We start from the raw sequence: 18,390 nt of genomic DNA on the forward strand, positions 1-18,390 counted from the left end.
ACCGTAATCAATCTTTGCAATTTGTGATTTTTTTCCATTTTCGCCCAAATCTGCCCCATTTCTCTCACTAGACTGGAGTCCAAACAGGATGCGACAAAGGAATGCGCAGTGACTCCGAAGAACAGCTATCATGGTGGTTTGCAGTTTGACGGCGAGACCGATGGCGCGATCGAGCGGTTCAGCGCCATTGTTTCTGCAACGCTTGAAGATTACGGGCATCTGGTCGAACGCAAAAGCATTCGTGACGCGACCGAAGCCAGCATCGTCTGCAATCAATATCTGGTGCGTCTGACGCTGGACACACAGGTGCCCGTGGCTGAAGACCGGTTTGAGCGCATGAACCGCTCGGCTGGTTTGAAGACGCTGCAACGGCCCGTGGTGACGTTGCCGAAAAACCGGCTGACCATTACGATCACGCCGGTCTCACCGCTTCTGGACGACCGCGAGATTTCCGAGCTGATGCTGGTGGTTGTCCTGTATCGCATGGTCGACATCTGCGCCACGCAGCGGGTTGAATGGCTGACCCCCAACACCGTGCTGACCATCGAACAATTCATGAGTGCGTTTGACACTCTGCCCCCCGTTAAAAAAAAGAAGCGAAATAGAAAACAGATTTTCGAGGCAGTCTCAGGCCCGTTCGCGGAACTGGACACTATTGAGGAAGACCCACTGGACGAGCCACAAAAAAAGGCGCCGCCCCCGGCAGCCCGGCCGATCCAGTTGTCGGATGAGCAGTTGCTCAGCATCGCTTTTCGGACAGAACCTATCGAGCAGCCTTTGGATCGGGACGACACGCACCCCCTCGACCACGACGAACAGCCCAGTGATATCCTGCGACTGACCAGTTGGGGATTGACCGGTGCCGTGGCCAGTGTGTCTGTTCCGATCGCGGCCTCTATGGCCGCTGTGAACCTGATCCGGGGCGAAGATTTTCGCCTTAACACTCAGGTGCTTGCCTATTCGGTAGCGATCTCCGCTCTCAGCACAAGCGGGGCCTTCGCAGGTGTTGCCAACGTTTTGGGCATGTGATTCACGAACCTAAGACCCTCCTAGGAGGCCCCGCCATCAGGCGGGGTTTTCTATATTTGGCAAGCTGTACGCTTTCAGCACGTAGGTATGGATTGTAAATACCACCGCCTGCGTCTGCGGCAGCCGCAACAGTGTTTGCTTTTCGCTGCGCAGATAAGGCGCGGATCCGGGGTCTTTGATGTGACGTGGCTCCTGCGCGCTTCGGGGTTGGTGCAACTCGGCATCATCGTACCACAGCGCGTTGAACCTCCAGAGCGGCCGACCCGGCCGTATCCCGTCGAACAAGCGCTGGACACGGCGGGCGATGTCATCGTCATAGCTGTCGACCGGCACATGGATGTCGATCAGCGGGCGCATGAACTTCTCGGACAGGCGCCAACTGGCCGGAAAACACAAGACGGCCCCGGTCAGAACATGTTCTTCGCCGTGCTTTTGCAAGATACAGATATCCTCCTGCACCAGTTTGCATAGGGTCTCCATCGGCTGGGCTCGATCGATGACCACCTCTTGTCCATCGGGTCGGGTGACATGGTCGGAGCACCCCGGATAGGCGTGGTACAGCACAATATCTAGCAGCTCCTGCGCCGCCGGTTCAGCGCTTGGGTCCAGCGCCAGAACATCCGCCCGGCGGTCGCGCAACAAAGCTTCTCGGTGCTGCATCTGCGCAGCAAAGGCATCATCCCGGTGCAGCCATGTCTCCATACTGTCGGGCTGGATACCCGGCAGTGGGCGTTGATCTAGCGGGTTGTAGGGAATTGCGGTCTGAAAAATCGTCATAAGGCTGATCTATCACTGCAACGCAGAGCTGTCGGTCAAAAAGCGACGATCCGACCGTCGCAATTTATCGAGACTGCGCGGCAATGATTCTCCACGCTGAAAAAACAGGCAGAGAGGGCATCCATGAACACACATTACCGCGACGGCCGCAAAATCGACCCCACCAAAGGCGCGACCCTTGGTGATGGCACCCCGAACGAATTGGACCGGATCGAGATCGGTCCCACCCAACTAGCCTTTTCCGAGTGGGAGGCCGCCGGGTTGACCCTGCCCAACCTTGCCAACATGCGCGAGTATCGCTGGAAACGCCTGACGCAAGCGGTCGTGGATCGCGGCTATGGCGGGGTGCTGATGTTCGACCCGCTGAACATCCGCTATGCCACCGACAGCACCAACATGCAGCTTTGGAACACCCACAACCCGTTTCGCGCCGTACTGCTGTGCGCCGATGGGTACATGGTAATCTGGGACTATAAAAACTCGCCCTTCCTTTCGACCTTCAACCCGCTGGTGCGCGAACAGCGTTCAGGCGCCGACCTGTTCTATTTCGACCGGGGAGACAAGGTGGATGTGGCGGCTGATGTGTTCTCGAATGAGGTGCGGGTGCTGATCGAAGAGCATAGCGGCGGCAACAAACGCTTGGCCGTGGACAAGATCATGCTGCATGGGCTGCGCGCTCTCGAGGCGCAGGGGTTCGAGATCATGGAGGGCGAAGAACTCACTGAAAAGACCCGCGCGATCAAGGGCCCGGACGAGATTCTGGCCATGCGCTGCGCCCATCATGCCTGCGAGACCGCTGTTGGCGCGATGGAGCAGTTTGCCCGCGCCAATGTCGGCGACAGCAAGACATCCGAGGATGACATTTGGGCCGTTCTGCACGCTGAAAACATCCGACGCGGCGGTGAATGGATTGAAACCCGCTTGCTCGCCTCAGGGCAACGCACGAACCCGTGGTTTCAGGAATGTGGACCGCGGATCACGCAACAAAATGAGATTATCGCGTTTGATACGGACCTGATCGGTTCTTACGGTATATGTATCGATATCTCACGCACATGGTGGATCGGCGATCAGAAACCCCGCCCGGACATGATCTATGCCATGCAGCACGCGCATGAGCATATCATGACCAATATGGAGATGCTGAAACCCGGCGTCATGATCCCCGATCTGACGGCCAACTCACACAAACTGGACGACAAGTTTCAGGCACAGAAATACGGTTGCCTGATGCACGGTGTCGGCCTGTGCGATGAATGGCCGTTGGTGGCCTACCCGGACAAGGCGGTTGCCGGCGCTTACGACTATGCCTTGGAGCCCGGCATGGTCCTGTGTGTCGAGGCCGCCGTGGGCGAAGTGGGCGGTGACTTTTCCATCAAGCTGGAGGATCAGGTTCTGATCACCGAAGACGGGTATGAGAACCTGACAACCTATCCGTTCGACCCCCAGCTTATGGGTCTGGCCTAGTCCGGCCAGGTTGAGCGTTTGACATTGCCGTGCCAGTCTTCAGCGGTTTGCGCCGCGACCGGCGCGGCCTCGGGCCAGTTGTGACCCGCCGCAAAGCTAAGCAGCGCCGTCAGGGCAAGAATGATCAGAAGATCGGGGCGCAGCGCGGTGCTGCGTGGTGCGCAAGAAATGTGTGCCATCATGGCCTCCGAGATTGTGTGACGTGAACAAAGTCAATGTGGAGGCTCCAAACATATTTTTAAAACGAATATTATTTTGATACCTCATCACATAAATTGATGGTAATTGAAACCTACGTTCCGCTTCATGTACTGGATGACCGATCTGTTCTCACCTTCCCGTGACGCGCGTTACATATGGGTTGAGCGACCCGGTAGAAGCCCACAGTATTGGCGCCAACTTGCGACGTAAGGAACTGCCATGCCCACCGAACGCATTACCTTTGCCGGTCACGACGGCAACCAACTTGCTGCGCGCCTCGACCTGCCTGACGGGCCGGTTCTGGCCACAGCGTTGTTTGCCCATTGTTTTACCTGCTCCAAGGACATTCCCGCCGCCCGTCGCATCGCGGCTCGCTTGGCTGGAATGGGTATTGCCGTTCTGCGTTTTGACTTCACCGGTCTGGGTCACTCTGAAGGCGAATTCGCCAACACCACTTTCACTTCTAATGTCGAAGACCTGATTGCCGCCTCTCACTATCTTGCCGGGCGCGACATGGCGCCGTCGTTGCTGATTGGGCACTCGCTTGGCGGAGCTGCTGTGCTGCGCGCCCGCGCTGGCATTCCCAGCGTCAAAGCGGTGGTCACGCTGGGCGCACCTGTTGATCCGGGCCATGTCTCGCACCATTTCCAGGCCGCTCTTCCCGAGATCGAGCAGGAAGGCTCGGCTGAAGTGACGCTAGGCGGGCGTCCTTTCCGCATTGGTAAGGCCTTTGTCGATGACATATCGGAAACCGAACTGACCCCCGCCATCAAAGAGCTGAAAGCCGCGCTGCTGATCCTGCACGCCCCCTTGGATGAGACCGTGAGCGTCGACAACGCCAGCGCCATCTTTGTGGCCGCCAAGCACCCCAAAAGCTTTGTTACTCTGGATGATGCCGACCACCTGATCACGCGGGCCTGTGACGCTGAATATGCGGCCGATGTGATTGCGGCCTGGGTGACACGCTACATAACCCTGTCCCCACCAGCCCCACCGCCCGGCGCCCCCGAAGGCATTGTGCGCGTGACCGAGGCCGACCCCAGCGGTTTCTTGCAGGACATTCAATCCGGCCCCCGTCACCATGCGGTCGCGGACGAGCCTGCCTCGTATGGCGGCACCGACCGAGGCATGTCGCCTTACGGTTTCGTGTCTTCCGGATTGGGGGCCTGCACCTCGATGACAATTCGCATGTATGCGCGTCGCAAACGCTGGCCGTTGACGGGCATTGTTGTCGATGTCTGCCACAACAAGGTCCACGGGCAGGATGCGGGGCTAGTCGGCGACGGAAAGGTTGATCTGTTCCGGCGCAAGATCCGGCTCGAAGGTCCTCTGGACGACGAACAGCGCGCCAGGTTGCTGGAAATTGCCGACAAGTGCCCTGTTCACAGGACACTTGAGGGTTCGGCGGAAATTACGACCGAATTGCTGACCTGACGCACCTTACCGTCGCGGTGCCGGTCGATGGATCGGCGGCCGTGCTGTCGGGGGCCGAGCCACAGGTGGCCGGGGCCGCGCGGGCGGTTTGGCGATCGGTGGCTTGGGCCGTGCAGGCGGTTTCCCAACCGGCGGCTTCGGGCGAACCGGGCGATCTACGTCGATGTCCACATCTACGTCGTGGTAATAGTCGTTCCAAAGAAGCGAGTCGTAAAACGGATCATATCCGTATCCCACGCCAACAGTGACCCCATCACAGGCCGAAAGGGTAAAACTGGCTGCGCCCAGACTCAGGGCAAGACAGGTGCGTTTGATCAGTTTTCTGGCCATCTTCCCCCTCCTCACCGAGCAGCCCGGAACGAGGCAAACACTGCGTTCAGATCATCCAAATAGGCCGGATCGGCCCCATCGCGCAGAACGGCAACGGCCACGGCGACGCGGTCATTGGGCAGGTCGATCACAGTCGCAGTGAAGTTAACGCCCCGCCCATCACGGGTACCGGTGCCCCGGATCACTTGCGCGGGCAGCCCTCCGATACGAGTCGAAACATTGTCTGAGACCACTGGAGATTTGACCAGAAACTTGTCGACATCCTGAAGATACCGCAATCCTCCGTCGATCGAGGCGACGCCGGCGGGTGCGACAAAACCGATCCAGACGTTGTCATCGGTCACAGGCCGTATCCCCATGACACGAGCCACTGCGCGGGGATCTCCGAGTTGCGTATCCTCAATCTCGCGTGTGCCACCTGTCCGCACGGCCCAGAAATCGGGCACCGAAAAGCTGAACAAGGCGCGTCCATTATCCGTATACGTCACCGGGGTATCGGCCAACACTGGCGCGGCGCCAAGCCATATTGCCGCAATGGCAGAGCTTAATCGCAAAAACATATCATAATAACCTGTTGTTTCTGTTGGCTCAGAGTGGCCCGCGATGACCGGATTTGTCCAGTCTCATTCCATAACAAAAAAACCCGCGCCGGGATTGCTCCGGGCGCGGGTTTCGTTGTTCTCAAAAGCGGGAAATCAGGCGCGGGCGTCGCCCACCAGTTTCCACAGGCCAGGGATCAGCAGCGCCGCCAGCGCCAGTTTGATCGCATCACCCACCAGGAACGGCGTCAGGCCCCAGGCCAGGATCGGCTGATCCCAACCATACAGCTGACCCAGCCAAAGCAGGCCGGGGACGTAGATCAACACATTGGCCAGAACCAGCGCCAGCGCCAGCTTGCCAACCGAGCGGTCCCAGCCGCGCGCGGCCAGAGCACCCAGAGCCAGGGTCGCCAGCACATAACCCACCAGATAGCCGCCTGTGCCACCCATCATGTAAGTCAGCCCGAATTTCTCGGCCGACGAACCGGCGAACACATCAAAGCCCAGCGCGCCGATCAGCAGGTAACCCAGCATGGTCACCAAACCCAGACGCGCGCCATAGGCGGTGCCAATGGTCAGAACGGCAAAGGTGCCCATGGTGATCGGAACCGGCCACATCGGCACTTTGATTTTCGCGGCAACGGCCAAAGCAACGATGCCCAGCGCAACCAGGATCACTTGCTTAACACGCAGCGCCGTGCCTTCGCGCGGGCCAAACGCATTGGCCAGTACATTTGCATTCATCTTCATTTCTCCCCAATTCGGATCGGAATTCTGCGACAGCAATGCCCAATCCGGCCGCTCACTTCAAGGTGATTACGCTACCTTAGCACGTATTCCGTGTCCATTTCGTAGGATTTTCGTGGCCCGGAGACGATCCAGCGTACGCTCCATCGCGGCCAGGACGAGAAATCGTAGATAGCGTCATAGCTGTCTGGCGCGCAATCATGGTGATCCGACGTCTGCGGAACCCCCAGATTCAAACGGTGGAAATACCGCCCGTCGTCAAAAAAGACTGCTACGTCGTCGCGGTCCGCACGCCAAAGGTAGCGCCGGGCGCCTTTCACCTCAGCCTGGCCGGGTATGCGCAAAACCACTTCTTCGTCATAGATCAGACCGTCATCAGCAAGACGCAGATACGCCATCCCATCCGCCTGCACCACCTGCCCCGCTCTTGCGTCGCGGATGGTGCGCGTCAGGCCCCAGCAGCCTTCGAAATCGGACAGGCTGTTCGGAGCGATCATTCCGGCAGATACCCGTCCGTGATCCCGCCCCTGTCGTCGATGAACCGAATGATTACCCCGCTTTGCAAAACGTCATAGCAGGCCCAAAGCCCGGATGGTGGCCAGGTCGAGCAATACTGATCTCCGCGAACTGCCCACCGTCCACTGCTGGGTCGCCCCGAGAAATACTGCGTAGCCCCGCTTGCATCGAAGGTTTGCCAGACGCCTTCGCCATAGCTGAGTTTCTGCCCGGTCAAGGCCGACACGATTTCATTCCCGGTCAGTGGCCAAAACTCTGTCGCGGCCGAAATATCGGGCCAAAGGGCTAAAATCAGGGCAAACCGTCTCATCTGCGCACTCGCATCTTGTTCCCGTGGCGGGTCGGGTTTAAACCGCGCCGCAACGCCTCCTGCCAAATCACAATAAGGTGCTGCTGCCAATGATTCCACGTTATTCCCGCCCCGAGATGGTTGCCATCTGGTCGCCCGAAAGCAAGTTCCGCATCTGGTACGAGATCGAAGCCCATGCCTGTGACGCTATGGCCGATCTGGGCGTAATACCACGCGAAAACGCCGAGGCCGTGTGGAAGGCCAAGGACGTTGAGTTCGACGTGGCGCGGATTGACGAGATCGAAGCCGTCACCAAACATGACGTCATCGCCTTTCTGACCCACCTGGCCGAACATGTCGGCAGTGAAGAGGCGCGATTTGTCCATCAGGGCATGACCTCGTCCGACGTGCTGGACACCTGCCTGAACGTACAATTGACCCGCGCTGCCGACCTGCTGATCGCCGATCTCGAAGGTCTGCTGGCCGCCCTGAAACGCCGCGCGATCGAACACAAGGACACTGTCCGCATCGGCCGCAGCCACGGCATCCATGCCGAGCCCACCACCATGGGTCTGACCTTTGCGCGTTTCTACGCAGAGATGGACCGCAATCTGTCTCGCATGCGCGACGCGCGGGCCGAGATCGCCACCGGCGCTATCAGCGGCGCGGTCGGCACCTTCGCCAATATCGACCCTGCGGTTGAAGAGCATGTCTGCGACAAACTTGGTCTGGTGCCCGAGCCGATCAGCACGCAGGTCATTCCGCGCGACCGTCACGCGGCCTTCTTTGCCACATTGGGCGTGATCGCCAGCAGCATCGAAAATATCGCTATCGAAATCCGCCATATGCAGCGGACCGAGGTTCTGGAAGGGGCCGAGTTCTTCTCGATGGGTCAAAAGGGCTCGTCAGCTATGCCGCACAAGAAAAACCCGGTGCTGACCGAGAACCTGACTGGTCTGGCGCGTATGGTGCGTGCGGCGGTGATCCCTGCGATGGAGAATGTGGCACTTTGGCACGAACGCGATATCTCGCATTCCTCGGTGGAACGCATGATCGGGCCGGACGCCACGATCACGTTGGACTTTGCGCTGGCCCGTCTAACAGGTGTGATCGACAAGATGCTGATCTTCCCTGAAAACATGCTGGAGAACATGAACAAATTCCCCGGTCTGGTCATGAGCCAACGGGTTTTGCTGGCTCTGACCCAAGCGGGTGTCAGCCGCGAAGACGCCTATGCCATGGTTCAGCGCAACGCTTTGAAGGTTTGGGAACACCGCACTGATTTCAAAGAAGAACTTCTGGCCGATGCCGATGTCATCGCCGCCCTCAGCCCCGCGGAGATCGAAGAGAAATTCGACCTTGGCTATCACACCAAGCACGTAGACACGATTTTCGCGCGCGTGTTTGGCGAGGAATAAAGCCTAACGCACTAAACAAGGCCCGGACCGTATAGGCGGATTCGGGCCTTGTCCTTTTGTCAGGTTGCTCAAATTCGGATATGATGGGGTCGTTGTTCAGAACAGGAGACCCACCATGACCCGTACTCTTCTATGCGCATTGGCTCTGACCTGCTCTGCCTCGATCGCGATGGCCTGCAGCGGACATTCCAAGCAAACGCAATCCTGCGCGCCGGGCACCCAATGGGACTATGAGACCCAGAGCTGTACCAAAACCGTGAACAGCTAAGAAAATATTTCCTACTCGTGAATAAAAGCGAGCCGCCGATTGTTCGTCTTTTATCGGATCGCGCTATGCTTGATCAGAGCAGCCCAGAGAACGGAGTAGGAAAATGCGCCTAGTACTAGCCTCAGCAATTGCCCTGCAGGCATTCGCTTTCGCCCCAGTTGCCCACGCCGCTGGCGGTGGGGACAGCAGCCCGCCTAAACCGACGAACACGACCAAGAAGTGTCTGTTCGGTCGGGTCTATGACAAGGACGCCGGGCGCTGTGTGAAACCGAACAAAACAAATTTCACTCAGGACGAACTTTATGGCGCGGTGCGTGAGCTTGCCTATGACGGGCAGTTGGAAAACGCGCAGGACGTCCTTCGGATCATGGATCAGGATGATGACCGTGTTCTGACCTATTGGGGCTTTACCTTCCGAAAGCTGGGCGATCTGGAACAGGCCAATCTGTTCTATCAGGACGCTATCAGGGTCAATCCCGACAATATTCTGGCGCGCTCGTACATGGCACAAGGCTATGTCGCCGAAGGTCGCACCGATCTGGCCATCGAGCAATGGCGCGAGATCAAGGCGCGCGGTGGTGAAGGCACCTGGGCCGAGGCGTCTCTGCGCGAGGCAATCCGCACGGGGCTGACCTTCAACTACTAAGCTTCAGGTTTTTTTTACCCGAGTCTCCCTATTCTGCCCGTGGATCAGAATGATGGCACCGCAGGCAGATGCAGGACTCACACACATTGGTACAAATGGCGCCGGGGGCTTCGGCCCCCATTGCCGACAAAGAACAAGAAGCGCCGCGCGTGGTTCCACGCGCGCTGAGCAATCGACAAAAGGCGGCAGTGGTCGTACGGCTTTTGTTAAATGACGGCGCGGATATCCCGCTTGAGGATCTTCCCGATGACTTGCAGGAAAAGCTGACCCACCAACTGGGGCAGATGGGTCTGGTGGACCGGGTGACGCTGGACGCTGTGGCCGCTGAATTTGCCGAAGCGCTGGACAGTGTCGGGCTTTCCTTTCCGCACGGACTTGCGGGTGCGCTGGATGCTGTGAACGGCAAAATCGCTCCGGCCACCGCCGCGCGGCTGCGCAAAGTCGCAGGGGTGCGTCAAGTCGGCGATCCCTGGCAGCGCCTGCGCGAAGTCCCGACCGAGGATCTGGCCGACATGGCGCAGGCCGAAAGTATCGAGGTCGCGGCAGTGATGCTTTCGAAGCTGGAAACCGCGAAGGCCGCGCAGCTATTGGGCCACCTGCCCGGCCCTGTGGCGCGACGGATCACCTATGCGGTGTCGAAAACCGCCAATGTCACACCCGAGGCAGTAGACCGGATCGGATGGTCGCTGGCCGCGCAACTGGATCAACGCCCGACCATGGCATTCACAGATGGCCCCGGTGCGCGCGTGGGGGCCATCCTCAACCAATCCGCCGCCTCGACCCGCGACGGGTTGCTTAGCGCTCTGGATGAGGAGGATTCGGATTTCGCCAGTGTCGTACGCCGGTCCATCTTTACATTCGCCCATGTCCCAACGCGCATCCTGCCGCGCGACGTACCCGCTATCCTTCGGGGCGTGGATCAACCGGTTCTGGTCACAGCGCTCGCCGGTGCGGAGACCGAGGACGACAAGACAACGGTTGAATTTCTTCTGACCAACATGTCCTCGCGCATGGCCGACAATCTGCGCGAGGAAATGACCGAACGCGGCAAGGTCAAACAAGCTGAGGCGGAAGAGGCCATGACCCAGATCGTTGGCGCAATCCGCGATCTGGTGGATGGCGGCGCGATAACCCTTGTCGAAGAAGAGGCCGAGGAATAACGAGACGCCTCCGTGCCCTTGTAACCCATTCAGAACGCTTGTGGTCACTCGGTCGGGGTTGTATGTCTGGCCCGGCAACGCCCGCAATAGCCGCCGAGAGCCACAGATGCCCGTAGAAAAGTCAGAACTCAGCCGGATTGAGCTTGGCAAATATTACGTGACCGGCCTGTTCCTAAAAGGGTTGATTGGCGCGATGCGCCTGCTGCCCTATGAGCGCCGCATTGCGACAATGGGCGCATTGGTCCGCACGCTTGCGCCTGTGGTGGGGTTTTCGAAACGCGTGCGCAACAACCTGAAGCTGACCTGCCCCGACCTGCCCGAGGATGAAGTCAATCGCATCTGCCGGGCCGTCCCCGACAATGCTGGCCGTGCGATTATGGAACATTTCTCGCCCGAAGGGTTTACGGATCGACAGCGCCACGCAAAGGTTTCGGGTCCTGGTATCGCAGCGTTTGACGCCGCCGTGGCCGAGGGCAAGCCGGTGATGATGATCACCGCCCATTTCGGCCACTACCTTGCGGCGCGCATCGCGCTACAGGAACGCAGCGGCGAACCGATCGGTTGCCTCTATCGCCGGATGGCAAACCCCTATTTCAACGACATGTATGTCGACGCCTTTTACAAAACCGGCGCGCCGATGTTTGAACAGGGCCGCCGCGGCATGGTTGAGATGGTGCGCGCCCTGAAAAAGGGTGGGATCATCGCCATCGTATCGGACCTGCATGCCCATGGCGGCGAAGAGCTGACCTATTTCGGCAAACCCGCCGTGACCTCGGTTCTGAATGCCGAGCTTGCGATGAAGTACAAGGCGGTGTTGATCCCTTGCTATGCCGTGCGCCAGCCCAACGGTATCGACTTTGAGATCGTCCTGCACGACCCCGTCCCCCATACCGACCCCAAGACCATGACCCAGTTCACCAATGACGATCTTGAGGCGATGGTGCGCAAAAACATGGGCCAGTGGTTCTGGATTCACCGCCGCTGGAAAGCTTGGAATGGGCTGGGTGTTCAGCCGGAAGACATGGTTTAATGGGCGGTCGACCTATTTGACCCGCGCAGCGGCCACGATCGGGCCATGACCCGCCTCTTGAACCAGCACAACCGCAGGCAGGTCCGAAGTCAGCGCAACCGAATATTGCTGTGCCTGGTTGCCATCCCAGGATCCCGCCCAGTGCCAGGATTCCACCACATTGGCATAGTCCAGCTCATGCCCTGCCAGTTCCCCTCGGCGGATCGAGGCATGGCGCATCGGTGAATACTCCACCACCCGAATCTCATAGGTCGCCCCTTCGGGCAGTTCGATCGGCGTGACATCCACCGTGACATCATTCGCCGCCCGTGTTGCTGAGACCGATGCCTCTGGCGCAGCTTTCAGATGGGCGTCGATGATGCGATTTAGTTCATCAGCCTTGGCGCCCACAACATCCTGCTGCCCGTTGATCACCATCTGCGGCGTATAGATCATCGACCGCCCGCCCCCACGCGCATAGGCGCGCTGCCGGGTGGTGTGATCGGGATTGGCATATTCATCTTCCCATCCGATATAGTCCCAATAGTCCACGTGCAGCGCCAAGCCGATAACGTCGTCGCGCTTGGCAAGCTCATGCATCAGCTTGTCTGCAGGGGGACAGGAAGAACACCCCTGAGACGTGAACAACTCCACAACCACCGGGTCACTTTCCGCCATCGAAGACGAGGCAAGAAACAGGGAAACAAGCGCGGTCGCAGTAACGGTTCTGATCATGGGGCTCTCGGGATTTGTGGGATGCGAGACAGGTGTACATCTATCGCCGCTCAACCTCCAATCAAGGTTTCTTGAGAGCCGCGACAGCCAGATTTCAAAAAAATGTGTGCAATGGTATACAAAAATTGCCGCAGGTGGGCTGTTGGACCTTGAACCGGCGGCTTGGGTGATGCAGATACCCCTCAGCGAATCCCATATTCCACGTCATTTGAGAGGGAGGCCACTAGATGCCCATCAAAGTCGGACAGGATACCGCCAAGACACGCCGCAGCCTGAGCGTGAATGGCAAGTCCATTTCCTATTATTCCATCCCCGCCGCACAAGAGGCCGGTCTGGGTGATTTCTCAAACCTTCCCGCCGCGCTGAAAGTGGTGCTGGAGAACATGCTGCGGTTCGAGGATAACGGTTTCTCGGTCTCGGTCGACGACATCAAGGCCTTTGCCGAATGGGGCGCCAACGGCGGTAAGAACCCGCGCGAGATCGCTTATCGCCCTGCCCGCGTTTTGATGCAGGACTTCACCGGTGTTCCGGCGGTTGTCGATCTGGCCGCAATGCGTGACGGCATCAAAGGACTGGGCGGCGACGCACAGAAGATCAACCCACTGAACCCAGTTGATCTGGTCATCGACCACTCGGTCATGATTGACGAGTTTGGCAACCCGCGCGCGTTCCAGATGAATGTGGACCGCGAGTATGAACGCAACATGGAACGCTACCAGTTCCTGAAATGGGGCCAGAACGCCTTTAACAACTTCCGCGTTGTGCCGCCCGGAACCGGCATCTGTCACCAAGTGAACCTGGAATATCTGGCCCAGACCGTCTGGACTGACACCGATCAGGACGGCAACGAAGTCGCCTACCCTGACACGCTGGTCGGCACCGACAGCCACACTACCATGGTTAACGGCATGGCCGTACTGGGCTGGGGTGTTGGCGGGATCGAAGCCGAGGCCGCAATGCTGGGTCAGCCGATCTCGATGCTGATCCCAGAGGTTGTGGGCTTTGAGCTGACCGGCGATCTGGTCGAAGGCACTACCGGCACCGACCTGGTTCTGAAGGTCGTCGAGATGCTGCGTGAAAAAGGTGTTGTCGGCAAATTCGTCGAGTTCTACGGCGAAGGTTTGGATCGTCTTCCCCTGGCCGACCGCGCGACCATCGCCAACATGGCCCCCGAATACGGCGCGACCTGTGGCTTCTTCCCGATCGACGGCGAAACCCTGCGTTATCTGCGCAATACCGGTCGCGACGAAGACCGTATCGCGCTGGTTGAAGCCTACGCGAAAGAGAACGGCTTCTGGCGCGATGCGGACTACGCACCGATCTATACCGACACCCTGTCGCTGGACATGGGCACCATCGTTCCTGCGATCTCGGGTCCAAAACGCCCGCAGGACTATGTTGCACTGACCGACGCCAAGGCCGCTTTCACCAAGGAAATGGAAGAAACTTTCAAGCGTCCCATGGGCAAGGAAGTCGTCGTCAACGGCGAGGACTACACCATGGAATCGGGCAAGGTCGTGATCGCCTCGATCACCTCCTGCACCAACACTTCAAACCCCTATGTGATGATCGGCGCGGGCCTTGTGGCGCGCAAAGCCGCAGCGCTGGGATTGAACCGCAAACCTTGGGTCAAAACCTCGCTGGCTCCTGGGTCGCAGGTTGTGTCAGCCTATCTTGAGGCCGCTGGCCTGCAAGAAGATCTGGACAAGGTGGGCTTTAACCTCGTGGGTTATGGCTGCACCACCTGTATCGGTAACTCGGGACCCATCCAAAAAGAACTGTCCGAGGCGATTGCCGAAGGCGACCTGGTCGCCACGTCGGTGCTGTCGGGCAACCGGAACTTCGAAGGACGAATCTCGCCTGACGTACGCGCCAACTATCTGGCCTCGCCGCCGTTGGTGGTGGTCTATGCGCTGGCAGGCACCATGGATATCGACCTGACGTCCGAGCCGATTGGTCAGGATCAGGACGGTAACGACGTCTTCATGAAGGACATCTGGCCATCGGCCCAGGAAGTCGCTGAACTGGTTGAACAGACCGTTACGCGTGAGGCGTTCCAATCGAAATATGCCGACGTCTTCAAGGGCGATGAAAAGTGGCAGGGCGTAGATGTTCCGCAGCAGGAAACCTATGATTGGCCCGCGACATCGACTTACATCCAGAACCCGCCCTATTTCCAAGGTATGGGGGCCGAGCCGGGTACGATTTCGAACATCGAAGGTGCCAAGGTATTGCTGATCCTGGGTGATATGATCACCACCGACCACATCTCACCGGCCGGTTCGTTTGCGACGACCACGCCTGCGGGCAAGTATCTGACCGACCGTCAGGTTCAGCCGCGCGAGTTCAACTCGTATGGGTCCCGCCGTGGCAACCACGAGATCATGATGCGCGGCACCTTCGCCAACATCCGCGTCAAGAACGAGATGCTGGACGGTGTCGAGGGCGGTTACACAAAAGGCCCCGATGGCGAACAGACCTCGGTCTATGAGGCATCGATGGCCTATCAGGAACAGGGCACCCCGCTGGTTGTCTTTGGTGGCGAACAGTACGGTGCGGGTTCTTCTCGTGACTGGGCGGCCAAGGGTACGGCTCTGCTGGGCGTCAAGGCCGTGATCGCCGAAAGCTTTGAGCGTATTCACCGCTCGAACCTGGTTGGCATGGGCGTCATTCCGTTTGAGTTCACCGGCGGTGACACACGCAAGTCGCTGGGTCTGAAAGGGGACGAAACGGTCTCGATCCACGGTCTGGACACGATCCAGCCGTTGCAAGAGGTGCCCTGCACCATCGTCTACGGCGATGGGTCCGAGAAGACCATCACCCTGAAGTGCCGCATCGATACCGCGCCCGAAATCGAGTATATCGAAAACGGTGGCGTACTGCATTACGTACTACGGAACCTTGCAAAGGCCGGATGACCGGAATTTGTGCGTATAGAATAAGAAAGGACGCCTAAGGGCGTCCTTTTGTTATTTGCGAGGCTCTGCCTCGCGCTCCGAGGTATTTTTGAACAGAAGAACGGGCGGGCTTTATTTGCCTGCAGCTTTTTCCAAGGCTGGGCGGATGGTGCCTTCGATCACGCGTTGAGTGATGGGTCCGGCAAAGCGCAGGATTATGGTGCCTTCGCCGTCGATGACATAGGTCTCGGGTACGCCGTAGACGCCCCAATCGAGGCCCATTCGGCCCAGTTCGTCGCGACCGATGCCAGTGTAGGGATCGCCGAGTTCGGTCAGGAAGTCTTCGGCATTGTCCAGCTGGTCTTTGTAGTTGATGCCGTAAACCGGGATGCCTTCGTCGGACAGGGCCTGAAGGTTGGGGTGTTCCACTCGGCATGGGGCGCACCAGCTGGCCCAGTAATTGACCAGTTTGACATCCCCGTCGCGCAGCGTGGCGTCGTCGAAATTGGGTTTGCCTTGAAATTCGGTCAGGACGACCGGTGGCGCGGGCTGGCCTTCGCGGGCGGATGGCAGCGCGTTTGGATCGTCGCGGAACATGCCGATGCCGGCCAGAACGGCAAAGGCGCCAAAGATCAGCGGTGGCGCAATCATCAGAGGCGAGATTTTAGCCATTTCGGGTCATCCGTTCTTCGAGTTTTTCCATCTCGGTCCGAACCTTGCGGCCGCGCATCACGCTGAACAGGATCAGTGCTGTCAGAAGGCCGATTGAAACCACATAGGACCACAGCACCGTGTCGGCGTATTTTCCAAGATCAGGGATCATCCGTTTACCCTTTCCCGTGCCAGCAACGCCTTGATCCGGCGCGCGCGAATTTCCGTGCCCGTGCGGTAGAGCACCAGCGCGATGAACAGCAGAACAAACCCGATGATGCACAGAAGCAGCGGGTAGAAATAGATGTTACTGACCTTTTCCTCGGTATCCGCCCCGGTAATGGCAGCTGTACGCATCACCGATGCGCCCTGGTGTAGCCCCTGATTCCAGAAATTCACCGCATAGCGGCTGAGGATCGCAAAGACCGAGCCGACCAGACACAGGACCGAGGTCAGGTCGGCGGCAGTGTCGGGGTCTTCAATCGCTTCCCACAGGGCGACGTAGCCCAGATAGAACAGGAATAGGATCAGGAAGGAGGTCAGGCGCGGATCCCAGGCCCACCATGTGCCCCACATTGGTTGACCCCAAATCGCGCCTGTCGCCAGTGCGATCAAAGTCATCACGATGCCGATTGGCGCAGCCGCACGGGCCGCCAAAGCGCTGACATGGTGGCGGCGCACCAGCCAGACCAGCGAGGTCGCCAGCATCATCAGCCAGCAATTGATCGCCATCAGCGCCGCCGGAACATGCAGGTAGATGATCTTGACGGTCGAGCCCTGTTTATAGTCATCCGGTGTGAAGAAGAATCCCCAGATCAGCCCCACCACGATGCACGCGATAGAGGTGATCCAGAAAAACGGCATCACCCGTTCGCTTGTCGCGAGGAATTTGCGCGGGTTGGCGTATTCCCAGAGGGCGTTGGCTTTGGCTGCGATAGACATGGGCCTTATCTAGTCCGAGTCGGGTTCATTCTCAATTGACCTTGGTCAAAGTTTGAGCACGTCACCGAAGGTTGATACGCAAAACGGCGGCGCTGGCAAAGGGCAGCATCGCGATTGTGGCGGCGGTGATCCCGGCCAGCATGAGCAGCGGGGTTTGGGTTTCCATCCCCGTGGCGCCACGGCGCGCCACCTCGGCGCCGAAGATCAGCGTGGGGACGTATAGCGGCAGGACCAGCAGCGACAGCAGCAAGCCGCCGCGTTTCAGGCCGACGGTCAGGGCTGCGCCGAAGGTGCCGATGACGCTCATGGCGGGGGTGCCGATCAGCAGCGAGATCACCAGCCACGAAAAGCCCGGCACCGGCAGATTCAGCAGCACGCCCAGAAACGGCGCGGCCAGAACCAGTGGTAGGCCTGTGGTCAGCCAGTGCGCAAGCGCCTTGATCGTAACCACGGCTTCCAGCGGCAGCGGTGCCGTGGCCAGCAGGTCGAGCGAGCCGTCCTCCCAATCCAGCGCTAACAGGCGGTCGAGCGACAGCAGGCAGGCCAGCAGTGCGCCCAGCCAAAGCACACCAGGCGCGATAGTCGAAAGCAGAGAGGATTGCGGCCCGACCGAGAATGGTACCAGCACGGTCACGATCAGGAAGAAAGCCAGCCCAAGGCCGAAGCCCCCTCCGGCGCGGAAGGCCAGTTTCAGGTCACGCAGCAGCAAGGCGATCACAGAAAGCCTCCGTCGAAATCGTCGATGGGTTTGGGTTTGGCCTTGTTGGGGCCGACATCCAGAACCTCGCCGTCAAGGCCCAGGTCGATATGAGTGGCGATTAGGGCTGATCCCCCCTGCCCCAGATGCGCGCGCACGGCGTCGGCGAACATTTTCACTGCGTTCTGGTCCAGCGAGACGGTGGGTTCGTCCAGCATCCAGATCGGTCGCCCTGTAACCAGCATCCGCGCCAGCCCAAGCCGCCGTTTCTGTCCCGCCGACAGGTTGCCTGCGTGGCGGTCGGCCAGATCATTCAGAGCAAAGGCGTCCAGCGCCGGTTGTATGCCTTGCGTGCCAAAGACCGAGGCCCAGAAACTAAGATTTTCGACAACCGTTAGCGTGGGTTTCAGCCCGTCGGAATGTGAGGCATAGGCGATCTGATCCTCGGCCCCTTCGATGCGGCCATGCAGCGGCGGTTGTAACCCGGCAAGCGTACGTAGCAGGGTTGTTTTGCCGATCCCATTGGGGCCGCGCAGGATCAGTGCTTTGCCTGCAGGCAGTGTAAAGCTGAGCCCTTCGAGCACGGGAATGCCACCACGGGTGATGGCCAGATCGGTCACGGTCAGTGTCATAGCGCT

Annotated in this window: 22 protein-coding genes; 9 read left to right on the forward strand and 13 right to left on the reverse strand. The window is 59.1% G+C overall.

Translation table 11 applies throughout. The features are described 5' to 3' along the window. Positions 1-108: 108 nt before the first annotated feature. Positions 109-1,029, forward strand: a complete 921-nt coding sequence (locus tag ACR3E7_RS07385; protein WP_331252086.1) for a hypothetical protein — start codon at positions 109-111, stop codon at positions 1,027-1,029. Between the two features lie 36 nt (positions 1,030-1,065). Here the strand turns inward: ACR3E7_RS07385 and ACR3E7_RS07390 are convergent, their stop codons facing one another. Then, positions 1,066-1,806 (reverse strand): heme-dependent oxidative N-demethylase family protein, encoded by a 741-nt coding sequence (locus ACR3E7_RS07390; RefSeq protein ID WP_480502574.1) that lies wholly within the window; start codon positions 1,804-1,806, stop codon positions 1,066-1,068. 123 nt (positions 1,807-1,929) lie between these two features. On the opposite strand from ACR3E7_RS07390, the gene dddP reads away from it, so the two are divergent. Then, a complete protein-coding gene (gene dddP, locus ACR3E7_RS07395; RefSeq protein ID WP_170788832.1) occupies positions 1,930-3,273 on the forward strand; it encodes a dimethylsulfonioproprionate lyase DddP in 1,344 nt (447 codons plus the stop codon). On the opposite strand, the gene ACR3E7_RS07400 is transcribed toward dddP, so the two are convergent. Further along, positions 3,270-3,452, reverse strand: coding sequence for a hypothetical protein (locus ACR3E7_RS07400; RefSeq protein WP_170788833.1), 183 nt, complete (start codon positions 3,450-3,452; stop codon positions 3,270-3,272). The genes dddP and ACR3E7_RS07400 overlap by 4 nt on opposite strands. A gap of 241 nt (positions 3,453-3,693) precedes the next feature. On the opposite strand from ACR3E7_RS07400, the gene ACR3E7_RS07405 reads away from it, so the two are divergent. Beyond that, positions 3,694-4,908: a bifunctional alpha/beta hydrolase/OsmC family protein gene (locus ACR3E7_RS07405; RefSeq protein ID WP_480502575.1), complete on the forward strand. Its 1,215-nt coding sequence runs from the start codon at positions 3,694-3,696 to the stop codon at positions 4,906-4,908. A gap of 6 nt (positions 4,909-4,914) precedes the next feature. Here ACR3E7_RS07405 and ACR3E7_RS07410 read toward each other — a convergent pair whose 3' ends face one another. The 5 genes from ACR3E7_RS07410 to ACR3E7_RS07430 all read right to left on the reverse strand — a co-directional run bounded on the left by ACR3E7_RS07410 (position 4,915) and on the right by ACR3E7_RS07430 (position 7,350). Further along, on the reverse strand, positions 4,915-5,238 hold the full coding sequence (locus ACR3E7_RS07410) for a hypothetical protein (RefSeq protein WP_170770454.1): 324 nt from the start codon (positions 5,236-5,238) through the stop codon (positions 4,915-4,917). Between the two features lie 11 nt (positions 5,239-5,249). Then, complete coding sequence (locus tag ACR3E7_RS07415; protein ID WP_480502576.1) at positions 5,250-5,798, reverse strand: hypothetical protein; 549 nt, start codon at positions 5,796-5,798, stop codon at positions 5,250-5,252. Between the two features lie 135 nt (positions 5,799-5,933). After that, complete coding sequence (locus ACR3E7_RS07420) at positions 5,934-6,521, reverse strand: biotin transporter BioY (protein ID WP_170770450.1); 588 nt, start codon at positions 6,519-6,521, stop codon at positions 5,934-5,936. Between the two features lie 77 nt (positions 6,522-6,598). After that, positions 6,599-7,021: a DUF6314 family protein gene (locus ACR3E7_RS07425; protein ID WP_480502577.1), complete on the reverse strand. Its 423-nt coding sequence runs from the start codon at positions 7,019-7,021 to the stop codon at positions 6,599-6,601. Next, on the reverse strand, positions 7,018-7,350 hold the full coding sequence (locus tag ACR3E7_RS07430) for a hypothetical protein (protein WP_170770446.1): 333 nt from the start codon (positions 7,348-7,350) through the stop codon (positions 7,018-7,020). The genes ACR3E7_RS07425 and ACR3E7_RS07430 overlap by 4 nt, the downstream gene beginning before the upstream one ends. Before the next feature lie 89 nt (positions 7,351-7,439). Here ACR3E7_RS07430 and purB point away from each other — a divergent pair, with 89 nt between their 5' ends. The 5 genes from purB (at position 7,440) to ACR3E7_RS07455 (ending at position 11,851) form a co-directional block, all read left to right on the forward strand. Next, the gene (purB, locus tag ACR3E7_RS07435) at positions 7,440-8,747 is read left to right on the forward strand and encodes an adenylosuccinate lyase (protein WP_480502578.1); all 1,308 of its coding nucleotides are present in this window, start codon (positions 7,440-7,442) and stop codon (positions 8,745-8,747) included. Positions 8,748-8,862: 115 nt separating this feature from the next. Next, entirely contained in the window at positions 8,863-9,015 is a 153-nt protein-coding gene (locus tag ACR3E7_RS07440) for an adenylosuccinate lyase (protein ID WP_170788837.1), read from the forward strand. Positions 9,016-9,118: 103 nt separating this feature from the next. Next, positions 9,119-9,661: a tetratricopeptide repeat protein gene (locus ACR3E7_RS07445; RefSeq protein ID WP_170788838.1), complete on the forward strand. Its 543-nt coding sequence runs from the start codon at positions 9,119-9,121 to the stop codon at positions 9,659-9,661. A gap of 95 nt (positions 9,662-9,756) precedes the next feature. Further along, the gene (locus ACR3E7_RS07450) at positions 9,757-10,821 is read left to right on the forward strand and encodes a flagellar motor switch protein FliG (RefSeq protein WP_480502887.1); all 1,065 of its coding nucleotides are present in this window, start codon (positions 9,757-9,759) and stop codon (positions 10,819-10,821) included. Between the two features lie 106 nt (positions 10,822-10,927). After that, a complete protein-coding gene (locus ACR3E7_RS07455) occupies positions 10,928-11,851 on the forward strand; it encodes a lysophospholipid acyltransferase family protein (protein WP_480502579.1) in 924 nt (307 codons plus the stop codon). A gap of 12 nt (positions 11,852-11,863) precedes the next feature. Here the strand turns inward: ACR3E7_RS07455 and ACR3E7_RS07460 are convergent, their stop codons facing one another. Beyond that, a complete protein-coding gene (locus ACR3E7_RS07460) occupies positions 11,864-12,565 on the reverse strand; it encodes a DUF1223 domain-containing protein (protein ID WP_480502580.1) in 702 nt (233 codons plus the stop codon). A gap of 227 nt (positions 12,566-12,792) precedes the next feature. Here ACR3E7_RS07460 and acnA point away from each other — a divergent pair, with 227 nt between their 5' ends. Beyond that, positions 12,793-15,483 (forward strand): aconitate hydratase AcnA, encoded by a 2,691-nt coding sequence (acnA, locus tag ACR3E7_RS07465; RefSeq protein WP_170788841.1) that lies wholly within the window; start codon positions 12,793-12,795, stop codon positions 15,481-15,483. 111 nt (positions 15,484-15,594) lie between these two features. Here acnA and ACR3E7_RS07470 read toward each other — a convergent pair whose 3' ends face one another. The 5 genes from ACR3E7_RS07470 to ccmA form a co-directional block, all read right to left on the reverse strand. Then, on the reverse strand, positions 15,595-16,134 hold the full coding sequence (locus tag ACR3E7_RS07470) for a DsbE family thiol:disulfide interchange protein (protein ID WP_480502581.1): 540 nt from the start codon (positions 16,132-16,134) through the stop codon (positions 15,595-15,597). Further along, complete coding sequence (ccmD, locus tag ACR3E7_RS07475) at positions 16,127-16,285, reverse strand: heme exporter protein CcmD (protein WP_170770430.1); 159 nt, start codon at positions 16,283-16,285, stop codon at positions 16,127-16,129. The genes ACR3E7_RS07470 and ccmD overlap by 8 nt, the downstream gene beginning before the upstream one ends. After that, on the reverse strand, positions 16,282-17,055 hold the full coding sequence (locus ACR3E7_RS07480) for a heme ABC transporter permease (protein WP_480502582.1): 774 nt from the start codon (positions 17,053-17,055) through the stop codon (positions 16,282-16,284). Before ACR3E7_RS07480 ends, ccmD begins: the two co-directional genes overlap by 4 nt. A gap of 61 nt (positions 17,056-17,116) precedes the next feature. After that, the gene (ccmB, locus tag ACR3E7_RS07485) at positions 17,117-17,773 is read right to left on the reverse strand and encodes a heme exporter protein CcmB (protein WP_480502583.1); all 657 of its coding nucleotides are present in this window, start codon (positions 17,771-17,773) and stop codon (positions 17,117-17,119) included. Further along, positions 17,770-18,384 (reverse strand): heme ABC exporter ATP-binding protein CcmA, encoded by a 615-nt coding sequence (ccmA, locus tag ACR3E7_RS07490; protein ID WP_480502584.1) that lies wholly within the window; start codon positions 18,382-18,384, stop codon positions 17,770-17,772. Before ccmA ends, ccmB begins: the two co-directional genes overlap by 4 nt. Positions 18,385-18,390: the final 6 nt, after the last annotated feature.

Source organism: Ruegeria sp. BK1 (genome assembly GCF_056535645.1).

Excerpts from the sequence above, each read along its gene's own strand:
- ACR3E7_RS07390 (WP_480502574.1), bottom strand. The coding sequence starts at position 1,806 with ATGACGATTTTTCAGACCGCAATTCCCTACAACCCGCTAGATCAACGC.
- dddP (WP_170788832.1), top strand. The coding sequence starts at position 1,930 with ATGAACACACATTACCGCGACGGCCGCAAAATCGACCCCACCAAAGGC.
- ACR3E7_RS07400 (WP_170788833.1), bottom strand. The coding sequence starts at position 3,452 with ATGGCACACATTTCTTGCGCACCACGCAGCACCGCGCTGCGCCCCGAT.
- ACR3E7_RS07405 (WP_480502575.1), top strand. The coding sequence starts at position 3,694 with ATGCCCACCGAACGCATTACCTTTGCCGGTCACGACGGCAACCAACTT.
- ACR3E7_RS07410 (WP_170770454.1), bottom strand. The coding sequence starts at position 5,238 with ATGGCCAGAAAACTGATCAAACGCACCTGTCTTGCCCTGAGTCTGGGC.
- ACR3E7_RS07415 (WP_480502576.1), bottom strand. The coding sequence starts at position 5,798 with ATGTTTTTGCGATTAAGCTCTGCCATTGCGGCAATATGGCTTGGCGCC.
- ACR3E7_RS07420 (WP_170770450.1), bottom strand. The coding sequence starts at position 6,521 with ATGAATGCAAATGTACTGGCCAATGCGTTTGGCCCGCGCGAAGGCACG.
- ACR3E7_RS07425 (WP_480502577.1), bottom strand. The coding sequence starts at position 7,021 with ATGATCGCTCCGAACAGCCTGTCCGATTTCGAAGGCTGCTGGGGCCTG.
- ACR3E7_RS07430 (WP_170770446.1), bottom strand. The coding sequence starts at position 7,350 with ATGAGACGGTTTGCCCTGATTTTAGCCCTTTGGCCCGATATTTCGGCC.
- purB (WP_480502578.1), top strand. The coding sequence starts at position 7,440 with ATGATTCCACGTTATTCCCGCCCCGAGATGGTTGCCATCTGGTCGCCC.
- ACR3E7_RS07440 (WP_170788837.1), top strand. The coding sequence starts at position 8,863 with ATGACCCGTACTCTTCTATGCGCATTGGCTCTGACCTGCTCTGCCTCG.
- ACR3E7_RS07445 (WP_170788838.1), top strand. The coding sequence starts at position 9,119 with ATGCGCCTAGTACTAGCCTCAGCAATTGCCCTGCAGGCATTCGCTTTC.
- ACR3E7_RS07450 (WP_480502887.1), top strand. The coding sequence starts at position 9,757 with ATGGCGCCGGGGGCTTCGGCCCCCATTGCCGACAAAGAACAAGAAGCG.
- ACR3E7_RS07455 (WP_480502579.1), top strand. The coding sequence starts at position 10,928 with ATGCCCGTAGAAAAGTCAGAACTCAGCCGGATTGAGCTTGGCAAATAT.
- ACR3E7_RS07460 (WP_480502580.1), bottom strand. The coding sequence starts at position 12,565 with ATGATCAGAACCGTTACTGCGACCGCGCTTGTTTCCCTGTTTCTTGCC.
- acnA (WP_170788841.1), top strand. The coding sequence starts at position 12,793 with ATGCCCATCAAAGTCGGACAGGATACCGCCAAGACACGCCGCAGCCTG.
- ACR3E7_RS07470 (WP_480502581.1), bottom strand. The coding sequence starts at position 16,134 with ATGGCTAAAATCTCGCCTCTGATGATTGCGCCACCGCTGATCTTTGGC.
- ccmD (WP_170770430.1), bottom strand. The coding sequence starts at position 16,285 with ATGATCCCTGATCTTGGAAAATACGCCGACACGGTGCTGTGGTCCTAT.
- ACR3E7_RS07480 (WP_480502582.1), bottom strand. The coding sequence starts at position 17,055 with ATGTCTATCGCAGCCAAAGCCAACGCCCTCTGGGAATACGCCAACCCG.
- ccmA (WP_480502584.1), bottom strand. The coding sequence starts at position 18,384 with ATGACACTGACCGTGACCGATCTGGCCATCACCCGTGGTGGCATTCCC.